This is a genomic window from Aquipuribacter nitratireducens, from assembly GCF_037860835.1.
In the GTDB taxonomy this organism is placed as follows: domain Bacteria; phylum Actinomycetota; class Actinomycetes; order Actinomycetales; family JBBAYJ01; genus Aquipuribacter; species Aquipuribacter nitratireducens.
The window spans coordinates 598,314-618,863 of sequence record NZ_JBBEOG010000001.1; the positions used below are offsets into that span (position 1 = coordinate 598,314).

Genomic DNA, 20,550 nt, shown 5'->3' on the forward strand with positions numbered 1-20,550 from the left:
CTGGACCGCGCGCTGCGCCCTGGGTGCCCCTCTTGCGAGACTGCGGGTCATGGCGGACTCGGGCACCCGGACGGACACCGGCACGCAGACGGGCACGGGGGGGCTGAGCGTCAGCCACGAGCAGCGGGGCGACCTCGACGACGTCGCCCGCTACGCGGCCGGCGTCGCCTCCGACGAGCAGCACGCCGCGCTCCGCGCCTCGGTGCGCCAGCTCGCCGGCCTGCTGGGCGAGGCGGTCGCCCGGCACGAGGGCCCCGAGCTCCTCGAGCTCGTCGAGCAGGTCCGGGCGCTGGCCCGCGAACCCGACGACGGCGCCCTCCACGAGCTCCTCGCCGGGGTCGACGACGCGACGGCCGTCGTCCTCGCCCGCGCGTTCACGGGCTACTTCAACCTCGTCAACGTCACCGAGCAGCTCCACCGCTGGCGCGAGGTGACGAGCGAGGGGGAAGGACCGCTCGCGCAGACCGTCGCCCGCATCGGCGAGGCCGTCGAGGCGGGGACGTTCGACCTCGACCACGTCCGCGACGTCCTCGCCCGCACCGAGTACCGGCCCGTCTTCACCGCCCACCCCACCGAGGCGAGCCGGCGGACCGTCCTGCGCCTGCTGCAGTCCGTGGCGGAGGTCGTCGACGCCGCCGAGGACGCGCGCGCCCGGCCCGGCGACGCCGCCCGGCACGAGCGCCGCCTCGCCGAGCTCGTCGACCTGCTGTGGCAGACCGACGAGCTCCGCATCGCGAAGCCCGAGCCCACGGACGAGGCCCGGACCGCGCTGTACTACCTCACCTCGATCGCCCAGCACGTCCTGCCCGGCCTGCTCGAGGAGCTCGACCAGCAGCTGTCCCGCATCGGCGTCACCCTCCCGCCGACGGCCCGGCCGCTGCGCTTCGGCACGTGGGCGGGCGGGGACCGGGACGGCAACCCGAACGTCACGCCCGACGTCACCCTCGAGGTGCTCCAGCTCCACCACGACCTCGGGCTGCGCGAGCTCGTCCGGCAGGTCGAGGACGCGCTCACGGAGATGTCGGCGTCCACTCGCGTCGTCACCGCGAGCGAGGAGCTGCTGCTCTCCCTCGACGCCGACGCCGAGGCGCTGCCCATCACGTACTCGACGCTGCGGCGCCTCAACGCCGAGGAGCCGTACCGGCTCAAGCTCAGCTTCGTCCGGGTACGGCTGCAGCGCACCCGCGACCGCCTCGCCTCCGAGGGCCCGCACGAGCCGGGCCGCGACTACCTCCGCGTCGAGGAGCTGCTCCGCGACCTCACCCTCGTCCGCGAGTCGATGCTCGCGGGCGGGGACCGGATGGGCGCCGACGGGGCGATCCTCCGGCTCATCCGCACCGCGACCGCCGTCGGGCTCGGCCTCGCGACCCTCGACGTCCGCGAGCACTCCGGCGTCCACCACGCGGCCCTCGCCGAGCTGTACGGCCGCCTCGGCGAGCTCGACGGCGACTACGCCGACCTGTCCCGGGAGGACCGGATCGCGCTGCTGTCGCGGGAGATGGCGGGCCGGCGCCCGCTCGTGGGGGAGGGGCGGGTCGACGACGACGGGCCCGCGTCCCGCTCGCTGCGGCTCATGCGGACCATCCGCACCGCGCTCGACGCCTACGGCCCCGACGTCGTCGAGACGTACATCGTCTCGATGACGCACGACGTCGACGACCTCTTCGCCGTCGTCGTCCTCGCCCGCGAGGCGGGTCTCGTCGACCTCGGCTCCCCGGGCTCGCCCGCGAGCGCCCGCATCGGCTTCGCGCCGCTGTTCGAGACGGTCGCGGAGCTCGAGATCGCGGGGCCGCTGCTCGACGCCCTCCTGCGGGACCCGTCGTACCGCCGGCTCGTCGCCGCCCGCGGCGACGTGCAGGAGATCATGCTCGGCTACTCCGACTCCTCCAAGGACGCCGGCATCGCCGCCTCGCAGTGGCAGATCCAGCGCGCCCAGCGCGCGCTCCGCGACATCGCGACCTCGCACGGGGTCCGGCTGCGGCTGTTCCACGGCCGTGGCGGGTCGGTCGGCCGCGGCGGCGGCCCGACGGCCGAGGCGATCCTCGCCCAGCCGCACGGCAGCCTCGACGGCCCCATCAAGATCACCGAGCAGGGCGAGGTGATCTCCGACAAGTACGTGCTGCCCGGCCTCGGGCGGTGGAACCTCGAGAGCGCCCTCGCGGCCGTCGTCGAGGCCTCCGTCCTCCACCGCAGCCCCACGCTGCCCGCCGACGTCCTCGACGGCTGGGACCGGACGATGGACCTCGTCGCCTCCCACGGCCAGCAGGCCTACCGCGGGCTGGTCCGTGACCCTGCGCTCGTGCCGTTCTTCGTCACCGCCACCCCCGTCGACGAGCTCGGGAAGATGAACATCGGCTCGCGGCCGTCGAAGCGCCCGGGCGGCGCAGGCGGCCTCGACGACCTCCGCGCCATCCCGTGGGTGTTCGGCTGGACGCAGTCGAGGATCATCCTGCCCGGCTGGTTCGGCGTCGGCAGCGGCCTCGCGGCGGCGCGCGAGCAGGGCCACGGGCAGACGCTGCAGGACATGTACGGCTCGTGGCGCTTCTTCCGGACGTTCCTGTCGAACGTCCAGATGACGCTCGCGAAGACCGACCTCGACATCGCCGAGCGCTACGTCCGGACCCTCGTCCCCGCGGAGTCCGCGCAGCTGTTCGACGTCATCCGCACCGAGCACGAGCGGACGGTCGCCGAGGTCCTCGCCGTCACGGGGCAGGAGCAGCTCCTCGAGCCCTCGCCGACGCTGCGCCGCACCCTCGCGCTGCGCGACGCCTACCTCGCGCCCCTGCACGCGCTCCAGGTGTCGCTGCTCGCCCGCTCGCGGACGTACGGCGAGGGCGACGCCGTGCCGGACGACCTCCGCCGCGCCCTCCTGCTGACGGTCAACGGGATCGCGGCCGGGCTGCGCAACACCGGCTGAGGGCCGTCAGGAACCGTCGGCGGGACCTCGCCGCCGGCGCAGCCCCGTGGCGCGCGCCAGCGCGACCGACGGGCCGAAGAAGCGCGCGGCGGGGGCGCGTCCGCGGGGGTGGGGCCCGGCGGTCCGCAACCGCGCGGCGCCGAGGCTCGCGTCCCACAGGGAGCGCAGCCGTCGCAGGCGCCGCGCGGCGAGGTCGCCGAGCACGACCCCGCTCGCGAGCGCCCCGGCCGTGCCGATGGCGCCGATGACGTCCGCGACGCCGAGCCCGACGTCCGCCTGGCTGATGCGGAACATGCCGCGGTAGACCGCGAGCCCCGGCAGCAGCGGCATGAACCCCGCCACCGCCGGCACGAGCGCCGGCACGTGGGCCCGACCCGCGACGACCGCGGCGACCGTGCCCGCGACGGTCGCCGCGAGCGCGGTCGAGAACAGCGGCTGGACGCCGACCGTGTCGAGCGCGACGAACACGCCGCCCGCGCTGAGCCCGATGAGCGCGGCCGGGAGCAGCAGCGACCGCGGCGCGTACACGCTGACGAGGAACAGCAGGCTCGCGAGCGCACCCCCGACGAGCCGCGCCCACAGCATCCCGGGCGGGTCCTGGCCCGAGATCTCCCGCAGCGGCACCCCGAGCGGCACGGCGACGGCGAGCACCGCCCCGACCCCCGAGGTGATCCCGGCGAGCAGGACGACGACCTCGACGAAGCGGCCGGCCGCCGTCACGACGTAGCCGGCGAGCGCGTCCTGCACGGCGGCGAGGAGGGCGACGGACGGCAGGAGCGCGATGATCCCCCCCGCGACGATGAGGGACGGGCGCACGTCGAGGCCGACCGCGTACGCCGTCGTCGCGACGACGGTCACGATGGCGGCCGCCGCGGCGTTGCCGAAGAACGGCGGCAGGCCGCGCGACAGGGTGAGGCGGTTGACGACGAGGACGACGTACGTCGTGAGCACCGCGAGCACGATGCCGAGCACCCCGCCGCCCAGCAGGAGCACGACCGCACCGGCGAGCCCGGCGAGCCCGGCTTCGGCGGTCCGCCTGCCGTACGGGTAGTCCTGGCTGCGGATCGCCCGCAGGCCCAGGCCCGCCTGCCGGGGGGTGAGGTGCCCGCGGACGAGGTCGTCGAGGAGCCGGTGCACCCGGATCAGGCGGGTGTAGTCGAGCGTGCGCTGCTCGACGACCCGCTGCCGCGTGACGGCCGGGCTGTCGTCGTCGCGGGCCCACGACAGCGTGAGGGAGTTGAACGTGACGTCGACCGACACCCGGTGGAGGCCGCACGCGAGGGCCGCGGCCTCCATCGTCGCCGCGCAGTCGGCGGACCCGGCCCCCGCGGCGAGGACCTCCTCACCCGCCGCCAGCGCGATCCCGAGCGCCCGGTTGACGCTCACCGGCTCGTCCGGCGGGGTCCACTCGTCGTGGCCGGCGTGGGGCTGCTCCGACACGCCCCGGACGCTACCGGCGGCCCCGGGGCCGCGACCGCGGGGTCCGCGGGCTCAGACGCTGCGGGAGATGAGCGCCCGCTTGACCTCCTGGATGGCCTTCGTCACCTCGATGCCGCGGGGGCACGCCTCCGTGCAGTTGAAGGTCGTGCGGCAGCGCCACACGCCCTCCTTCGTGTTGAGGATCTCCAGGCGCAGGTCGGAGCCCGCGTCGCGGCTGTCGAAGATGAACCGGTGCGCGTTGACGATCGACGCGGGCCCGAAGTACTGCCCGTCGGTCCAGAACACCGGGCAGCTCGTCGTGCACGCCGCGCAGAGGATGCACTTCGTCGTGTCGTCGTAGCGCTCGCGGTCCGCCTGCGACTGCACGCGCTCGCGGGTGGGCTCCGCGCCCTTCGTGATGAGGAACGGCATGACCTCGCGGTACGCCGCGAAGAACGGCTCCATGTCGACGACGAGGTCCTTCTCCACCGGCAGGCCCTTGATGGCCTCGACCGTGATCGGCCGGTCGGGGTTGAGGTCCTTGAGGAGCGTCTTGCACGCGAGCCGGTTGCGGCCGTTGATCCGCATGGCGTCGGAGCCGCAGATGCCGTGCGCGCACGAGCGGCGGAACGTCAGCGACCCGTCCTGGTCCCACTTGATGCGGTGGAGCGCGTCGAGGACCCGGTCGGTGCCGTAGGCGGTGACCGTGTACTCCTCCCAGTGCGGCTCGCTGTCGCGCTCGGGGTCGTACCGGCGAATCTTCAGCGTGACGTCGAAGCTCGGCACCGCCTCCACACCGGCGGACTCCTCGCGCACGTCGGTGTCGCTGCCCGACATCTCGCCCCACGTGTCGCGGTTCGTGGTCTCCGTCGTCGTCATCAGTACTTGCGCTCCATGGGCTCGTAACGGGTCTGGACGACGGGCTTCCAGTCGATGCGCACACCGGTGCCGCCGCCGTCGGGCTCGCGGTAGGCCATGGTGTGACGCATGAAGTTCGTGTCGTCGCGCGTCGGGTAGTCCTCGCGGAAGTGCCCGCCGCGGGACTCGTTCCGGTTGCGGGCGCTCACGACGAGGACCTCGGCGAGCTCGAGGAGGAAGCCGAGCTCGACGGCCTCGAGCAGGTCGGTGTTGAACCGCCTCCCCTTGTCCGTGACGCCGACGCGCGCGTAGCGCTCCTTGAGCCGGGCGATGTCGACCTCGGCCTGCTTGAGCGTCGCCTCCGTCCGGTACACCTGGGCGTTGGCGTCCATCGTCTCCTGCAGCTCGGTCCGGATGGCGGCGACGTTCTCCGTGGGGGAGCCGTCGGCACCGCGCTCGAGCAGGTCGGTGAGGAGGGTGACGACGTCGCGCTCCGGCTGCTCCGGCAGGTCCCGCCACGCGGCGGAGCCGGCGTACGCGGCGGCCGCCAGGCCGGCGCGCTTGCCGAACACGTTGATGTCGAGCAGGGAGTTGGTGCCGAGCCGGTTCGCGCCGTGCACCGAGACGCACGCGACCTCGCCGGCGGCGTACAGGCCGCCGACGGTCGTCGTGTTGTCGCTCAGCACCTCCGTCGTCACCGTCGTCGGCACCCCGCCCATCGCGTAGTGCGCCGTCGGGTAGACCGGCACCGGCTCCGTGTAGGGCTCGACCCCGAGGTAGGTGCGGGCGAACTCCGTGATGTCCGGCAGCTTCGCGTCGATGTGCGCGGGCTCGAGGTGCGTGAGGTCGAGCAGGACGTAGTCCTTGTTCGGGCCCGCGCCGCGGCCCTCGCGCACCTCGGTCGACATCGCCCGGGCGACCATGTCGCGGGGGGCCAGGTCCTTGATCGTGGGCGCGTAGCGCTCCATGAACCGCTCGCCCTCGCTGTTGCGGAGGATGCCGCCCTCGCCGCGCGCCGCCTCGCTCAGGAGGATGCCGAGACCCGCGAGGCCCGTCGGGTGGAACTGGTAGAACTCCATGTCCTCCAGCGGCAGGCCCCGGCGCCACGCGATCCCCATGCCGTCGCCGGTGAGGGTGTGGGCGTTGGACGTCGTCTTGAAGACCTTGCCGAAGCCGCCCGTGGCGAGGACGACGGACTTCGCGTGCACGACGTGGACCGTGCCCGTGGCGAGCTCGTAGGCGACGACGCCGGTGGCGTGGCGGCGGCCGTCCTCGCCGTCGACCAGCAGGAGGTCGAGCACGTAGAACTCGTTGAAGAACTCGACCTCGTGCTTGACGCACTGCTGGTAGAGCGTCTGGAGGATCATGTGGCCGGTGCGGTCCGCGGCGAAGCAGCTGCGGCGCACGGCGGCCTCGCCGTGGTTGCGGGTGTGCCCGCCGAAGCGGCGCTGGTCGATGCGGCCCTCGGGGGTCCGGTTGAACGGCAGCCCCATCTTCTCCAGGTCGAGGACCGCGTCGATGGCCTCCTTGCACATGACCTCGGCCGCGTCCTGGTCGACGAGGTAGTCGCCGCCCTTGACGGTGTCGAAGGTGTGCCACTCCCAGTTGTCCTCCTCGACGTTCGCGAGGGCGGCGCACATGCCGCCCTGCGCGGCGCCGGTGTGGGAGCGCGTGGGGTAGAGCTTCGTGAGGACCGCCGTCCGGGCGCGCTTGCCGGCCTCGAGGGCCGCGCGCATGCCGGCGCCGCCCGCGCCGACGATCACGACGTCGAACCGGTGGTGCTCGACTGCGGTCATGTCGCTGTCCTCCCGGGGACGAGGGGCTGGGGGGTCCGTGGCTGAGGGGTCACTGGCAGACCGACAGCGTCGACTCGGGGTCGATGCACGGGTCGAAGGTCGTGATGGTGAGCGTGCCGATGAGCAGGGTGAGCGCGACCCCGACGTAGAGCAGGCCGAGCAGCCACAGCCGCGTGCGCTCCCGCTCCGAGTAGTCGTTGATGATCGTGCGCACGCCGTTGGCGCCGTGCAGGAGCGCGAGCCACAGCATCGTGAGGTCCCACACCTGCCAGAAGGGGCTCGCCCACTTGCCGGCGACGAAGGCGAAGTCGATCTGGTTGATGCCCTCGCCCGTCATGAGGTTGACGAACAGGTGCCCGAAGACGAGCACGACGAGCAGGACGCCGGACAGGCGCATGAACAGCCAGCCGTAGAGCTCGCCGTTGCCGGAGCGCGGGCGGCGGGAGCGGGGCGCCTCGAGGGTGGGGGCGGACTGCGTCGTGGCCATGCTCACTCCCCTCCGAAGACGAAGCCGAGGTGCCGGACGGTGAAGGGGATCATGAGGACGACCCAGACCCCGAGCACGCCGTACAGCATGTGGCGGTGGTAGCGGGTGCCCTGGCTCCAGAAGTCGACGAGCACGACCCGCAGCCCGTTGAGGGCGTGGAAGAGGAAGGCGGCGACGAGGCCGACCTCCGCGAGACCCACGACGGGGTTCTTGTACGTCTCGATGACGAGGTCGTAGGCCTCGGGGGACACCCGCACCAGCCCGGTGTCGAGCACGTGGACGAGGAGGAAGAAGAAGAGGACGACGCCGCTGATGCGGTGGGCGACCCACGACCACATGCCCTCGCGGCCGCGGTAGAGGGTCCCGGCAGGCCGACGGCGGGCGGTTCCCGGCGCGCCGGGTGCCGCGCCGGTGCCCGGCTGCGGGTCGAGGGCGGTGGACGCCACTGTGCGGTCCTTTCTCGCGTGGCCCCCGGCGGCCGCTGCCGGCCACCAGGGCGGGCCTGGTCGACGGGTCCCCGGACGCGCACCGACGGAGCCCTGGTGAGCCCGTGGTCACGCTCGGCGACCCGACCGTCCCAGCATACGGTCAGGTGGCCGAGGGCTCCTGCCCGGCTCGCGTCACCTGCGTCACACGGTGTCGTCGCGTTTCGCGGCTGCTCGGTCCCCCCGGCGGAGCGGCTCAGCGGGGGAACAGGTCGGCCCCGGCGACCGCGGACAGGTCGAGCACCTGCCGGCGCGGGGTGGTCGGGTGCGCGGCGCACGCCTCGTCGTAGTAGCCGAGGAGCTGGTCGCAGACGGCCTCCCACGACCGCGTGAGCACCGCGCGACGGCCCGCCTCGCCCATGCGCTCGCGCAGGCCGGGATCGCGGACGAGGACGTCGACCTGCCGGCGCAGGGCCTTGTCGTCCTCCCCGCCGTAGCGGTACCCGGTGACCCCGTGCTGGACGATGTCCCGCGGGCCGCCGACGTCGGGGGCGACGACCGGCAGCCGCGAGGCCATCGCCTCCTGCAGCGTCTGCCCGAAGGTCTCCTCGGTGCCGGTGTGGACGAAGACGTCGAGCGCGGCGTACGCGTCGGCGAGCGCGTCGCCCTCGAGGTGGCCGAGGAACGTCGCCGGCAGCCCGACCTCGGCGAAGAGCCGCTCGAGCGCGGACCGGCTCGGGCCGTCGCCGCCCAGCACGACGCGGACGCCGGGCAGACCGGCGAGCACGGCGAGGCGCTCGACGCGCTTCTCGGGGAACAGCCGCCCGACGTAGCCGACGAGCACCTCCCCGTCGGGGGCGAGACGCGCCCGCAGCGCGTGCGCGCCCTCGCCGTCGCGCCGGCCGGGCCGGAAGCGCTCGGTGTCGACGCCACGGCCCCACAGCCGCACCCGTGGCACGCGGTGGGCGCGCAGGTCGGCCATCGCCGCACGCGACGGCGCGAGGGTCATGTCCGCCATCTCGTGGACCCGCCGCAGCCACCGCCAGATGCCGCGGGAGGCGACCTTGAACCCGTGGCGGGAGGCGAAGCCCGCCATGTCGGTCTGGTAGACGGCGACGGTCGGCAGGTCGAGCCGCTCGCACGCCGTGAGCCCGTAGGCCCCGAGGACGAACGGCGCGGCGACGTGGACGACGTCGGGGGAGAAGTCCTCGAGCGCCTGCTGGACGTGCGCCGTGGGCAGCCCGACGGGGAACTGGCGGTAGCTGAACGCCGTCACCTCGCGCACCGGCATGTCCGCGTAGGACTCCGGGGCCGGGCCCGGGCAGATGACGAGGCCCTCGTGGCCGCGGCGCCCGAGGTGCTCGAGCACCCGGCACACGCTGTTGGTCACGCCGTTGACGGTGGGGAGGAAGGACTCCGCCACGACCGCGACCCGCATGATCGCACTGTAACGGCTGGTCGGCTGCGGGCCGGGGGACACGCTCGCTAGCGTCAGCGCGCGTGAGCGCCTCGTCACCCGACCGGTCGAGCCCGCCCCACCACGCCGCGGGCCCGGCCCCGGGCCGGCTGCCCGGCTTCCACGCGGTGGTGCCGGCGGGTGGTGCCGGCACGCGGCTGTGGCCCCTGTCGCGGGCGGCGCGACCGAAGTTCCTCCTCGACCTCACCGGCAGCGGGCGCACGCTCGTGCAGGCGACGTGGGACCGCCTCGTCCCCCTCGCGGGCGAGTCGGGCGTCGTGGTCGTGACGGGCACCCAGCACGCCGTGGCGGTCGCGCGGCAGCTGCCGGGGCTCGGCGAGGCCGACCTCGTCGTCGAGCCCGCCCCCCGCAACAGCGCCGCCGCCATCGGCGTCGTGGCGGCCGTGCTCGCCGCACGCGACCCCGACGCCGTCCTCGGCTCCTTCGCCGCCGACCACGTCATCGGTGACGTCGACTCCTTCCACGCCGCGGTGGCGGAGGCGGTCGCCGCCGCACGCGAGGGCTGGCTCGTGACGATCGGCATGCAGCCGACCGGGCCCTCCACCGGCTTCGGGTACGTCTCGCCCGGCGAGGCGCTCGCGGTGCCCGGTGCGCCGTCGCTGCACCGGGTCGTCCGGTTCGTCGAGAAGCCGGACGCGGCCACGGCCGAGCGGTACGTCGCCGAGGGCTGGCGGTGGAACGCCGGCATGTTCGTCGTCCGCGCGGCCGTGCTCCTCGACCTGCTCGCCGAGCACGCGCCGGAGCTCGCCGAGGGCCTGCGACGGATCGGGGAGGCGTGGGACACCCCGCAGCGGGAGACGGTGCTCGACGCGACGTGGCCCGGCCTGCCGTCCCTGCCGATCGACACGGCGGTCGCCGAGCCGGCCGCGGACGCCGGGCGGGTCGCCGTCGTCCCCGGCTCCTTCCGCTGGGACGACGTCGGGGACTGGACCTCGCTCGGGGACCTGCTCGGCCCCGCCGGCGACGGGGCCGGCGTGCCGCTGGGCGACCCGGGGGAGGGGCTGCGGGTCCTGGGGGACCCGGGCCGCGTCGTGTGCAAGGACGCCACCGGCGTCGTCGTGCCGAGCGGAGGGCGCCTCGTCGTCCTGTCCGGCGTCGACGACGTCGTCGTCGTCGACACCCTCGACGCCGTGCTCGTCACGACGCGCGAACGCGCCCAGGAGGTCAAGGACGTCGTCGACATCCTCAAGCGGGAGGGCCGCACGGACCTCGTGTGAGGCCCGGGCAGTGCACCTAGGCTGCCGCGCATGGGAGACCCGACGACGGAGTCCGGACTGCCCCTGCGTCCCGTCAGTGACCCCTCCGACGTCGCCGACGGGCTCGGCGACCGCCTCGGCGCCCCGGGGGAGTACCCGTACACCCGCGGCGTCCACCCGGGCATGTACACGACGCGGCCGTGGACGATGCGGCAGTACGCCGGCTTCGGGTCGGCGAAGGAGTCGAACGCCCGCTACCACCAGCTCGTCGCCGCCGGCACCGGCGGGCTCAGCGTCGCCTTCGACCTGCCGACGCAGATGGGCCTCGACTCCGACGACCCCCTCGCCGCCGGCGAGGTCGGGAAGGTGGGCGTCGCCGTCGACTCCCTGCAGGACATGCGCGTCCTCTTCGACGGCCTGCCCCTCGACGAGGTGAGCACGTCGATGACGATCAACGCGCCCGCCTCTGTGCTCCTCCTGCTCTACCAGCTCGTCGCGGAGGAGAACGGCGTCCCCGGGGAGAAGCTGCGCGGCACGGTCCAGAACGACGTGCTCAAGGAGTACATCGCGCGCGGGACGTACATCTTCCCGCCCGCGCCGTCGCTGCGGCTCGTCAGCGACACCTTCGCGTACTGCCGTGACGAGCTGCCCCGCTGGAACACGATCAGCGTGTCCGGCTACCACATGGCCGAGGCGGGGGCGACGCCCGCGCAGGAGGTCGCGTTCACCCTCGCCGACGGCATCGCTTACCTCGAGGCCGCCCGGGCCGCGGGACTGTCGGTCGACGACGTCGGGCCGCGGCTGTCCTTCTTCTTCGTCGCCCGGACGACGCTGCTCGAGGAGGTCGCGAAGTTCCGCGCCGCCCGGCGCGTGTGGGCGCGCATCACGAAGGAGCGCTTCGGCGCCACCGACCCCAGGGCGATGATGCTCCGCTTCCACACCCAGACCGCCGGGGTGCAGCTGACGGCGCAGCAGCCGGAGGTCAACCTCGTCCGGGTCGCGCTCCAGGCGCTCGGGGCGGTCCTCGGCGGCACGCAGAGCCTCCACACGAACTCCTTCGACGAGGCCATCGCCCTGCCGACGGAGAAGGCCGCCCGTCTCGCGCTGCGCACGCAGCAGGTGATCGCGCACGAGACGGACGTCACGAGGCTCGTCGACCCGTTCGCCGGCTCGTGGGCCGTCGAGTCGATGACCGACGACCTCGAGGCGGAGGTCGAGCGGCTCATCGCCCGCGTCGACGACCTCGGTGGGGCGGTCCCCGCGATCGAGGCCGGCTTCCAGAAGGAGGAGATCGAGCGGGCGGCGTACGCCGTGGCCCGCGAGATCGACGCCGGCGACCGGGTCGTCGTCGGGGTGAACCGGTTCCGGACCGAGACGGAGGAGCCGTACGAGCCGCTCCGCGTCGACCCCGCGCTCGAGCGCCGGCAGGCCGCGGGGCTCGCGGAGCTGCGGGGCTCCCGCGACCAGGCGGGGGTCGACGCCGCGCTCGCCGACCTCCGCCGGGCCGCGGAGGGGACCGCGAACGTGCTCGTGCCGATGAAGGAGGCGCTGCGGCGGCTCGCGACGGTCGGTGAGGTGTGCCGCGTGCTCCGTGACGTGTGGGGCCGGTACGAGCCGTCCGAGCGCTTCTGAGCCCCGGAGCGCCGCGGCCCGGGGTCACGACTCTGCAACGACCGGGCCGGGGGCGTCGGTCCCGACCGTCCGGGCAGGTATGTTCCGTCCGACCGCGCGAGGGCGAGTGCCCTCGGAGGGCATCCGGTGCCGCATCACCTGGCACCCCCGCGGTCCCGTGGACATCCCAGCAGGAGGCAACGTGAAGCAGTGGGCGCGTGTGACCGCGGTCGTGGGCCTGTCGGCCCTCGTCCTCGCGGCGTGCGGTGAGGCTCCCGAGGACGAGACGGCGGCCCCGGCCGCCAGCGGCGACGCGGGCGCGAGCGCGCCGGCGGCCGAGGAGGTCGACTTCACCGGCTGCATGGTGACCGACGCCGGCGGCGTCGACGACCGCTCGTTCAACGAGGCGGCCGACCGCGGCCTCAGCCAGGCCGTCGAGGAGCTCGGCATCGAGAAGACGGTCGTCGAGTCGAGCTCGGAGACCGACTACACCCCGAACGTCGAGCAGCTCGTCCAGCAGGACTGCGACCTCATCGTCGGTGTCGGGTTCCTCCTCGCGGGCGCGGTCGGCGAGGCCGCCGCGGCCAACCCGGAGGAGACCTTCGCCCTCATCGACTCGACGCTCGAGGAGCCGGCCGACAACGTCAAGCCGCTCCTGTTCAACACGGCGGAGGCCGCGTTCCTCGGCGGCTACCTCGCCGCGGGCATGACGGAGACCGGCACGGTCGCGACGTTCGGCGGCATCCCGATCCCGCCCGTGACGATCTTCATGGACGGCTTCGTCGACGGCGTCGCGTACTACAACGAGCAGAAGGGCACCGACGTCCAGGTCCTCGGCTGGGACAAGGACGCGCAGGACGGCACCTTCACCGGTGACTTCGAGAACCAGGCCCAGGGCCAGACGGTGACGGAGAACTTCATCGGCCAGGGCGCCGACATCATCCTCCCGGTCGCCGGGCCCGTCGGCCTCGGTGCCGCCGCCGCCGCGGAGGCCGCCGGGGACGTCGACCTCATCTGGGTCGACTCCGACGGCTACGAGTCGGCGTCGCAGTACGGCCCGCTCTTCATCTCCTCGGTGCTGAAGAACATCGACGCCGCCGTGTTCGACGCCACCCAGGAGACGCTCGAGGACAGCTTCTCCAGCGAGCCCTACGTCGGCACGCTCGAGAACGGTGGCGTGGGCCTGGCCCCGTACCACGACTTCGAGGACGAGGTCCCGCAGGAGCTCAAGGACGAGATCACGGCCCTGCAGGACCAGATCATCTCCGGCGAGGTGGCCGTCGAGTCGCCCGCGTCGCCCTCCGTGGGCTGACGCAGCGGAGAGCCGCTGACGCGGGGGGTGCGCCGACGGCGCACCCCCCGCGCTACGTTTCCCTACGCGCCCACCCTGCCGCGGGCGCCGCACGAGGAGGTGACGGTGAGACTCGAGCTCGAGGGCATCACCAAGCGCTTCGGGTCCTTCACGGCCAACGACGCCATCGACCTGGTCGTCGAGCCCGGGGAGATCCACGCGCTGCTCGGTGAGAACGGCGCCGGGAAGTCGACGCTGATGAACGTCCTGTTCGGCCTCCTCAAGGCCGACGAGGGCCGCGTGCTCGTCGACGGCGACCCGGTCCGGTTCACCGGCCCGCGGGACGCCATGCAGGCGGGGATCGGCATGGTGCACCAGCACTTCATGCTCGTCCCGGTCTTCACCGTCGCGGAGAACGTCGTCCTCGGTGACGAGCCGACGAAGGGCGGCGGCTTCCTCGACCGGGCCACCGCGGCCCAGCGGGTGCGGGAGACCTCCGCCCGGTTCGGCTTCGACCTCGACCCCGACCGCCTCGTCGGCGACCTGCCGGTCGGCGTCCAGCAGCGCGTGGAGATCATCAAGGCGCTCGTCCGCGACGCCGAGGTGCTCATCCTCGACGAGCCGACGGCCGTCCTCACGCCCCAGGAGACCGACGAGCTGCTGGGGATCATGAAGGAGCTCGCGGCCTCGGGCACGTCGATCGTCTTCATCACCCACAAGCTGCGGGAGGTGAAGGAGGTCGCCGACCGGATCACCGTCATCCGGCGGGGCAAGGTCGTCGGCACCGCCGAGCCGACCGCGTCCGCCACCGAGCTGGCCTCCCTCATGGTGGGCCGCGCCGTCGACCTCACGGTCGACAAGGAGGACAAGGAGGCGGGCGAGGTCCGCTTCAGCATGCGGGGCGTCAGCCTCGTGGAGGACGGCATCACGCTGCTCGACGACGTCGACCTCGACGTCCGCAGCGGCGAGATCGTCGCCGTCGCCGGTGTGCAGGGCAACGGGCAGACCGAGCTCACCGAGACGATCCTCGGCCTCGTCCGGCCCTCGTCGGGGTCGATCACGCTCGACGGCACGGAGCTGAGCGGACGCAGCGTCCGGCAGGTCCTCGACGCGGGCGTGGGGTTCGTGCCGGAGGACCGCTCGACGGACGGCGTCATCGGCAGCTTCACGGTCGCCGAGAACCTCGTCCTCGACCTCTTCCACGGCCCGCCCTTCGCCAGCGGCCTCGCCTACGACCCCAAGGCGGTGCTCGCCAACGCCGAGCACCGCATCGAGGAGTTCGACATCCGCGCGGGCGGGCCCACCTCGACCGCCGGGTCGCTCTCGGGCGGCAACCAGCAGAAGGTGGTCCTCGCCCGCGAGCTGTCGCGGCCGCTGCGGCTGTTCGTCGCGTCCCAGCCGACCCGCGGCCTCGACGTCGGCTCCATCGAGTTCGTCCACAGCCGGATCGTCGCCGAGCGGGACTCCGGCGCGGCCGTGCTCGTCGTGTCGACCGAGCTCGACGAGGTCGTCGCCCTCGCGGACCGGATCGCCGTCATGTACGCGGGTCGGGTCGTCGGGGTCGTCCCCGCCGACACCCCCCGCGAGGTCCTCGGCCTCATGATGGCCGGCATGAGCGCCGACGAGGCCGCCCGCGCCCGTGCGAGCGAGGGCTCGGACGCCGCTACCAGCACCCCCAGCACCACCTCCAGCACCCCCAGCACGTCCGGAGCCGACGCATGAGCGCCCCCGCCACCGAGGCCCCCGCCGCCCCGCCGCCTCCGCCCGCGGCGCCGAGCCGCCCCACTGCGACGAGCTTCTGGCGCTCGACGGCCCTGCCGTCGCTGCTGAGCATCGCGATGGCGCTCGTCGTCGGCGCGGTCCTCATCGCCTTCAGCGACGACGACGTCCGCGAGGCCGCCTCGTACTTCTTCGCGCGACCCGGCGACACGCTCGGGGCGGTGTTCTCGAGCATCGCCGAGGCGTACGGGGCGCTGTTCCGCGGCTCGGTGCTCGACGTCCGCGCCGACAGCGTCGTCGGGGCGCTGCGGCCGATCGGGCAGACGCTGCTCTTCGCGACGCCGCTCATCGCCGGCGGCCTCGCCGTCGCCATCCCGTTCAAGGCCGGCATGTTCAACATCGGCGCCGAGGGGCAGATCATCCTCGCCGCCATCGGCGCCGCCTACGTCGGCTTCGCGTTCGACCTGCCGGTCGGGGTGCACCTCGTCGTCGCGGTCGCGGTCGGTGTCCTCGGCGGCGCGCTGTGGGGTGCGATCCCCGGGGCGCTCAAGGCGACGACCGGGGCCCACGAGGTCATCACGACGATCATGCTGAACTACGTCGCGCGGTTCCTCATCCTCTTCCTGCTCGGCACCACGTACTTCCAGCGGGAGGGTCGCGCGGACCCCATCAGCCCCCAGATCGCCGACACCGCGACGCTGCCGGCGCTCATCCCCGGTTTCGGCCGTCTCAACTGGGCCTTCGTCCTCGTCCTCGCCGCCGCGGCGCTCGCGTGGTGGCTCGTCAACCGCAGCACCGTCGGGTTCCGGCTGCGCGCGGTCGGCGCCAACGCCGAGGCGGCCCGCACCGCCGGCATGTCCGTCCCGCGGGCCTACGTCACCGCCATGGCCCTCGCCGGCGGCTTCGCCGGGCTCGCCGGGGTGTCGCAGGTCCTCGGCAGCGAGCGGGTCCTCACGACCGGCATCAGCGCCGGGCTCGGCTTCGACGCCATCACCGTCGCCCTGCTCGGTCGCGCCAACCCCGTCGGCGTCGTCGCCGCGGGCCTGCTGTTCGGCGCGCTCAAGGCGGGCGGGCTCACGATGCAGGCGCAGACCGGCACCTCGCTCGACATCGTCGTCGTCCTCCAGGCGCTCATCGTCCTGTTCATCGCCGCGCCCGCCCTCATCTCCGCGATCTTCCGCCTGCGCACCACCGGCGCCGGCGTCGGCCAGCTGTCGAAGGGCTGGAACGGATGACCACCACCGACACCCCCCGCCCCGACGTGCCGGGCCCCCGGTCCGACACCGCCGAGCCTGCGCTTCCGCACGCGCTGCCGCGCCGGCAGTGGCGCACCCCGGTCATCCTCTGGGTGCTCGCGGTCGTCGCCCTCCTCGGCTTCGCCCTCACCGCGCCCGTGGACCGCTCGAGCGCCTTCGGGCTGTCGACGGGCGGCCAGGCGATCCAGCTGCCCGACCTCGTGCTCCCGACGCTCGCGACGACCGTCGTGCTCGGCCTGCTGCTCGCCGGGCTCGCCGCGTACGCGACCGTGCTCGCCAACGCCCGCCGCGGCGTGCCGCTGTGGGTGGGGCTCGTCGCCGGCGCGGCCTTCCTGCTGTCGTTCCTCACGTGGGCGGCCGAGGGGCAGCGCATCCCCTTCACCAACCTGCTGCAGGGCGCGCTGTTCCTCGCGACGCCGCTCGTGTTCGGCGCCCTGTCCGGGGTGCTGTGCGAGCGCGCCGGCGTCATCAACATCTCCATCGAGGGCCAGCTGCTCAGCGGCGCGTTCACCTCCGCCGTCGTCGCGAGCCTCACCGGGAACGTCTACGTGGGACTGCTCGCGGCGCCCGTCGCGGGGCTGTTCTTCGGCTGGCTCCTCGCGGTGTTCGCCATCCGCTACGTCGTCGACCAGATCGTCCTCGGCGTCGTCCTCAACGTCCTCGTCATCGGCCTCACGAGCTTCCTCTACGGCCAGGTGCTCGTGAACGACGCCGACACGTGGAACCAGCCGGGGCGCCTGCCCCGGGTCGCGGTGCCGGGCCTCGTCGAGATCCCCGTCCTCGGGCCGGTCCTCTTCAACCAGTCGCTCATCGTCTACCTCATGTACGCCGCGGTCATCGCGGTCCACGTCGGGCTGTTCCGCACCCGGTGGGGGCTGCGGGTCCGCGCCGTGGGCGAGCACCCGAAGGCCGCCGACACCGCCGGGATCGACGTCAACCGGCTCCGCTTCCGCAACGTCCTCCTCGGGGGTGCGGTGGCGGGGCTCGGCGGGGCGTTCTTCACCCTCGGCTCGGTCGGCGCGTTCGGGGAGGAGATGACGGCGGGCCAGGGCTTCATCGCCCTCGCCGCCCTCATCTTCGGTCGCTGGTCGCCCGTCGGGGCGCTGCTCGCGGCGCTGCTGTTCGGTTTCGCCGCCAACCTGCAGTCGACGCTGTCGATCATCGGGACGCCCATCCCGGGCGAGTTCCTCCTCATGGCGCCGTACCTCGTGACGATCTTCGCGGTCGCCGGGCTCGTCGGGAAGGTGCGCGCCCCCGCGGCCGACGGCGTGCCGTACCGGCCGTGAGCGACGTCGACTGGCCGGCGCTGCGGGCCGCGGCGCGCGACGTCATGACGCGCGCGTACGCCCCGTACAGCCGATTCCGGGTCGGTGCCGCGGGCCTCGTCGACGACGGGCGCGTCGTCGTCGGGTGCAACGTCGAGAACGGCGCGTACGGCGTGACGCTGTGCGCGGAGTGCGGCCTCGTCTCGAGCCTGCACTCCAGCGGCGGCGGCCGGCTCGTGGCCGTGGCCGTCGTCGACGGGGACGGCGCCCCGTGCGCGCCGTGCGGGCGCTGCCGGCAGCTGCTGTGGGAGGCGGGCGGACCCACGTGCCTGCTCGACGCCGGGGAGGGCAGTGCGCCCCTGCCGATGACCGAGGTGCTGCCCGGTGCCTTCGACCTGCCCGTGCGGCCCGAGGAGGAGTCATGAGCGAGGCGTTCGACGCCGTCGACGTCATCCGCACGAAGCGGGACGGCGGGCGGCTGTCCGACGAGCAGGTCGACTGGGTCGTCGACGCCTACACCCGCGGCGTCGTCGCCGACGAGCAGATGTCGGCGCTCGCGATGGCGATCCTCCTGCGCGGCATGGACCGCGCGGAGATCTCCCGCTGGACGACGGCGATGATCGCCTCCGGCGAGCGGATGGACTTCACCGACCTGCCGCGGCCGTCGGTCGACAAGCACTCGACCGGCGGGGTGGGCGACAAGATCACCCTCCCGCTGGCGCCGCTCGTCGCGGCCTGCGGGGCCGCGGTCCCGCAGCTGTCGGGTCGCGGCCTCGGCCACACCGGCGGCACCCTCGACAAGCTCGAGTCGGTCCCCGGCTGGCAGGCGTCCCTCGACAACGACCGCATGCGGCAGGTCCTCACCGACGTCGGGGCCGTCATCTGCGCCGCCGGCAGCGGTCTCGCCCCCGCCGACCGCAAGCTGTACGCGCTGCGCGACGTCACCGGGACCGTCGAGGCGATCCCCCTCATCGCGAGCTCGATCATGAGCAAGAAGATCGCCGAGGGGACGGGCGGGCTCGTCCTCGACGTCAAGGTCGGCTCCGGGGCCTTCATGAAGTCCCTCGACGACGCGCGCGAGCTCGCCGAGACCATGGTCGGCCTCGGCGCCGACGCGTCGGTGCCGACCGTCGCGCTCCTCACGGACATGTCGACGCCGCTCGGGCTCACGGTCGGCAACGCGCTCGAGGTGCGGGAGTCCGTCGAGGTCCTCGCGGGCGGGGGCCCGCAGGACGTCGTCGACCTCACCCTCGCCCTCGCGCGGGAGATGCTCGCCCTCGCCGGCATCGACGCCGACCCCGCCGACGCCCTCCGCGACGGGCGAGCCATGGACTCCTGGCGCGCGATGGTCGCCGCGCAGGGCGGTGACCCCGACGCGCCGCTGCCGACCGCGCGGGAGACCCACACCGTCCTCGCGCCCGCGGAGGGCGTCCTCGCCCGGCTCGACGCGCTCGCCGTCGGGGTGGCGTCGTGGCGGCTCGGCGCCGGTCGCGCGCGCAAGGAGGACCCGGTGCAGGCCGGGGCGGGTGTCGAGGTCCACGCCAAGCCCGGCGCGGTGCTCCGCGGCGGGGAGCCGCTCCTCACCCTCCACACCGACACCCCCGAGCGGTTCGAGCGGGCGCTGGCGGCGCTCGAGGGCGCCTACGACGTCATCCCCGAGGGCGACCGGCCGGACCTGCGGCCGGTCGTCCTCGAGCGGGTGGCGGGCTGAGCGGGACACCGCCGGTCCAGGCGCTACGTTGGCGCGCGTGACCGTCGACCTCCGCCAGGCCCCCAAGGTCCTCCTCCACGACCACCTCGACGGCGGTCTGCGACCGCAGACCCTCGTCGAGCTCGCCGACGGCATCGGCCACGCCCTGCCGGCGACCGAGCCGGGCGCGCTCGCGACGTGGTTCGTCGAGTCCGCGGAGTCCGGCTCCCTCGAGCGCTACCTCGAGACGTTCGCCCACACCGTCGCCGTGCTCCAGACCGAGGAGGCGCTCGAGCGGGTCGCCGCCGAGGCCGTCCTCGACCTCGCCGCCGACGGCGTCGTCCACGCGGAGGTCCGCTACGCCCCCGAGCTGTGCACCGGTGGCGGGCTCGCGCTCGAGGCGGTCGTCGAGGCCGTCCAGGCCGGCTTCGCCCGCGGTGTCCGCGAGGCGGCGGCGCAGGGCGCGACGACGAGCGTCGGCACGCTGCTGTGCGCGATGCGGCAGGCCGACAACCACATGGCCGCCGCCCGGCTCGCCGTGCGCTACCGCGACGCCGGCGTCGTCGGGTTCGACATCGCCGGGCCCGAGGCCGGCTTCCCGCCGAGCCGGCAGAAGGACGCCTTCGACCTCCTGCGGGCCGAGCTCGTGCCGTTCACCGTCCACGCGGGGGAGGCCGCGGGCCTCGACAGCGTCGCCGACGCGCTCTCGGTCGGGACGCTGCGGCTCGGGCACGGCGTGCGGGTGGCCGACGACGTCGTCGCCGCCGACGCGCCGGGCGGCGCGCCGACGCTCGGCCGCCTGGCGGCGTGGGTGCGGGACCGGCGGGTGCCGCTGGAGGCGAGCCCGACGTCGAACGTCCAGACCGGCGCCGCGACGAGCATCGCCGCGCACCCCGCGACCCTCCTCAAGGACCTCGGCTTCGCCGTCACCGTCAACACCGACAACCGGCTCGTGTCCGGCACGTCGACGACCCAGGAGATGACGCTGCTGCGCGAGCAGGCCGGCTGGTCCGACGCCGACCTCGCGCTCGCGTCCGTCGCCGCGGCCGAGGCCGCCTTCCTCCCGCTGCCGGAGCGCGAGGCCCTCGTCCTGCGCGTCCGCGACGGCTGGGCCGCCCTGACGTAGGTCCGCGTCCCCGCCGA

16 protein-coding genes are annotated in these 20,550 nt (G+C 74.0%); 10 read left to right on the forward strand and 6 right to left on the reverse strand.

What is annotated here, in order from left to right:
• Nucleotides 1–49: 49 nt before the first annotated feature.
• A complete protein-coding gene (gene ppc, locus WAB14_RS02635; RefSeq protein ID WP_340267093.1) occupies nucleotides 50–2,917 on the forward strand; it encodes a phosphoenolpyruvate carboxylase in 2,868 nt (955 codons plus the stop codon).
• Nucleotides 2,918–2,923: 6 nt separating this feature from the next.
• On the opposite strand, the gene WAB14_RS02640 is transcribed toward ppc, so the two are convergent.
• From WAB14_RS02640 to WAB14_RS02665, 6 genes are all read right to left on the reverse strand, one after another.
• Complete coding sequence (locus WAB14_RS02640) at nucleotides 2,924–4,357, reverse strand: threonine/serine exporter family protein (RefSeq protein ID WP_340267095.1); 1,434 nt, start codon at nucleotides 4,355–4,357, stop codon at nucleotides 2,924–2,926.
• A 51-nt stretch (nucleotides 4,358–4,408) separates the two neighbouring features.
• Nucleotides 4,409–5,173 carry a succinate dehydrogenase iron-sulfur subunit gene (locus WAB14_RS02645; protein ID WP_340267399.1) on the reverse strand — a complete coding sequence of 255 codons (765 nt, stop codon included), beginning with the start codon at nucleotides 5,171–5,173 and terminating at the stop codon, nucleotides 4,409–4,411.
• Nucleotides 5,174–5,214: 41 nt separating this feature from the next.
• Nucleotides 5,215–6,990, reverse strand: coding sequence for a succinate dehydrogenase flavoprotein subunit (sdhA, locus tag WAB14_RS02650; RefSeq protein WP_340267097.1), 1,776 nt, complete (start codon nucleotides 6,988–6,990; stop codon nucleotides 5,215–5,217).
• 49 nt (nucleotides 6,991–7,039) lie between these two features.
• On the reverse strand, nucleotides 7,040–7,477 hold the full coding sequence (locus WAB14_RS02655; RefSeq protein WP_340267099.1) for a succinate dehydrogenase hydrophobic membrane anchor subunit: 438 nt from the start codon (nucleotides 7,475–7,477) through the stop codon (nucleotides 7,040–7,042).
• 2 nt (nucleotides 7,478–7,479) lie between these two features.
• A complete protein-coding gene (sdhC, locus tag WAB14_RS02660) occupies nucleotides 7,480–7,923 on the reverse strand; it encodes a succinate dehydrogenase, cytochrome b556 subunit (protein WP_340267101.1) in 444 nt (147 codons plus the stop codon).
• A gap of 235 nt (nucleotides 7,924–8,158) precedes the next feature.
• The gene (locus WAB14_RS02665; RefSeq protein WP_340267103.1) at nucleotides 8,159–9,340 is read right to left on the reverse strand and encodes a glycosyltransferase family 4 protein; all 1,182 of its coding nucleotides are present in this window, start codon (nucleotides 9,338–9,340) and stop codon (nucleotides 8,159–8,161) included.
• 62 nt (nucleotides 9,341–9,402) lie between these two features.
• Between WAB14_RS02665 and WAB14_RS02670 the strand changes: the two genes are divergently transcribed.
• The 9 genes from WAB14_RS02670 (at nucleotide 9,403) to WAB14_RS02710 (ending at nucleotide 20,533) form a co-directional block, all read left to right on the forward strand.
• Nucleotides 9,403–10,596 carry a mannose-1-phosphate guanylyltransferase gene (locus tag WAB14_RS02670; protein WP_377002424.1) on the forward strand — a complete coding sequence of 398 codons (1,194 nt, stop codon included), beginning with the start codon at nucleotides 9,403–9,405 and terminating at the stop codon, nucleotides 10,594–10,596.
• A gap of 30 nt (nucleotides 10,597–10,626) precedes the next feature.
• Entirely contained in the window at nucleotides 10,627–12,207 is a 1,581-nt protein-coding gene (locus WAB14_RS02675; protein ID WP_340267105.1) for an acyl-CoA mutase large subunit family protein, read from the forward strand.
• A 181-nt stretch (nucleotides 12,208–12,388) separates the two neighbouring features.
• On the forward strand, nucleotides 12,389–13,498 hold the full coding sequence (locus WAB14_RS02680) for a BMP family lipoprotein (RefSeq protein ID WP_340267107.1): 1,110 nt from the start codon (nucleotides 12,389–12,391) through the stop codon (nucleotides 13,496–13,498).
• Nucleotides 13,499–13,603: 105 nt separating this feature from the next.
• Nucleotides 13,604–15,199: an ABC transporter ATP-binding protein gene (locus WAB14_RS02685; protein ID WP_340267109.1), complete on the forward strand. Its 1,596-nt coding sequence runs from the start codon at nucleotides 13,604–13,606 to the stop codon at nucleotides 15,197–15,199.
• Nucleotides 15,196–16,431 (forward strand): ABC transporter permease, encoded by a 1,236-nt coding sequence (locus WAB14_RS02690; protein ID WP_340267111.1) that lies wholly within the window; start codon nucleotides 15,196–15,198, stop codon nucleotides 16,429–16,431. The genes WAB14_RS02685 and WAB14_RS02690 overlap by 4 nt, the downstream gene beginning before the upstream one ends.
• Nucleotides 16,428–17,738 (forward strand): ABC transporter permease, encoded by a 1,311-nt coding sequence (locus WAB14_RS02695; RefSeq protein WP_340267113.1) that lies wholly within the window; start codon nucleotides 16,428–16,430, stop codon nucleotides 17,736–17,738. Before WAB14_RS02690 ends, WAB14_RS02695 begins: the two co-directional genes overlap by 4 nt.
• A complete protein-coding gene (locus WAB14_RS02700) occupies nucleotides 17,735–18,142 on the forward strand; it encodes a cytidine deaminase (protein WP_340267115.1) in 408 nt (135 codons plus the stop codon). The genes WAB14_RS02695 and WAB14_RS02700 overlap by 4 nt, the downstream gene beginning before the upstream one ends.
• Nucleotides 18,139–19,428, forward strand: coding sequence for a thymidine phosphorylase (locus WAB14_RS02705; RefSeq protein WP_340267117.1), 1,290 nt, complete (start codon nucleotides 18,139–18,141; stop codon nucleotides 19,426–19,428). The genes WAB14_RS02700 and WAB14_RS02705 overlap by 4 nt, the downstream gene beginning before the upstream one ends.
• Nucleotides 19,429–19,465: 37 nt before the next feature.
• Nucleotides 19,466–20,533 (forward strand): adenosine deaminase, encoded by a 1,068-nt coding sequence (locus WAB14_RS02710; RefSeq protein ID WP_340267119.1) that lies wholly within the window; start codon nucleotides 19,466–19,468, stop codon nucleotides 20,531–20,533.
• The last annotated feature ends 17 nt before the right edge of the window (nucleotides 20,534–20,550 follow it).